General features: G+C 48.9%; 1 protein-coding gene. It reads left to right on the forward strand.

What is annotated here, in order from left to right:
- Window positions 1–75: 75 nt before the first annotated feature.
- On the forward strand, window positions 76–315 hold a 240-nt coding region (locus RCF13_RS20010), incomplete at its 3' end, for a hypothetical protein (RefSeq protein WP_308141491.1).

Genomic DNA, 315 nt, shown 5'->3' on the forward strand with positions numbered 1-315 from the left:
GGCATGTGGAGAGGGTGTGCCCCTTTCGCTATTTGCGAGTTCATAGCATCTTCGGCGATGAGATGATGGTATACGATGACCAGTCGCATCTCTCCTAAGTTCTCTTTCGTATATGTAAATATGTATAAACAACACAAAGAACTCCCGCGACTGCAGTATTTCGCGGGAGTTTGTCTTCAATCTGTGAGACGATCTCAACGGATCGTCTCTTTGGCCGATTTGGTGATCATACGGCAGCCCGGTTCAATTCGATGCCATCAATGGATGCCATGCCGCGAGCTCCTGAATCTTGGCGATAATGCGCGCTTCATCGTC

The sequence above is a fragment of the Stenotrophomonas maltophilia group sp. RNC7 genome, from assembly GCF_030910085.1.
Taxonomy (GTDB): Bacteria; Pseudomonadota; Gammaproteobacteria; order Xanthomonadales; family Xanthomonadaceae; genus Stenotrophomonas; species Stenotrophomonas sepilia.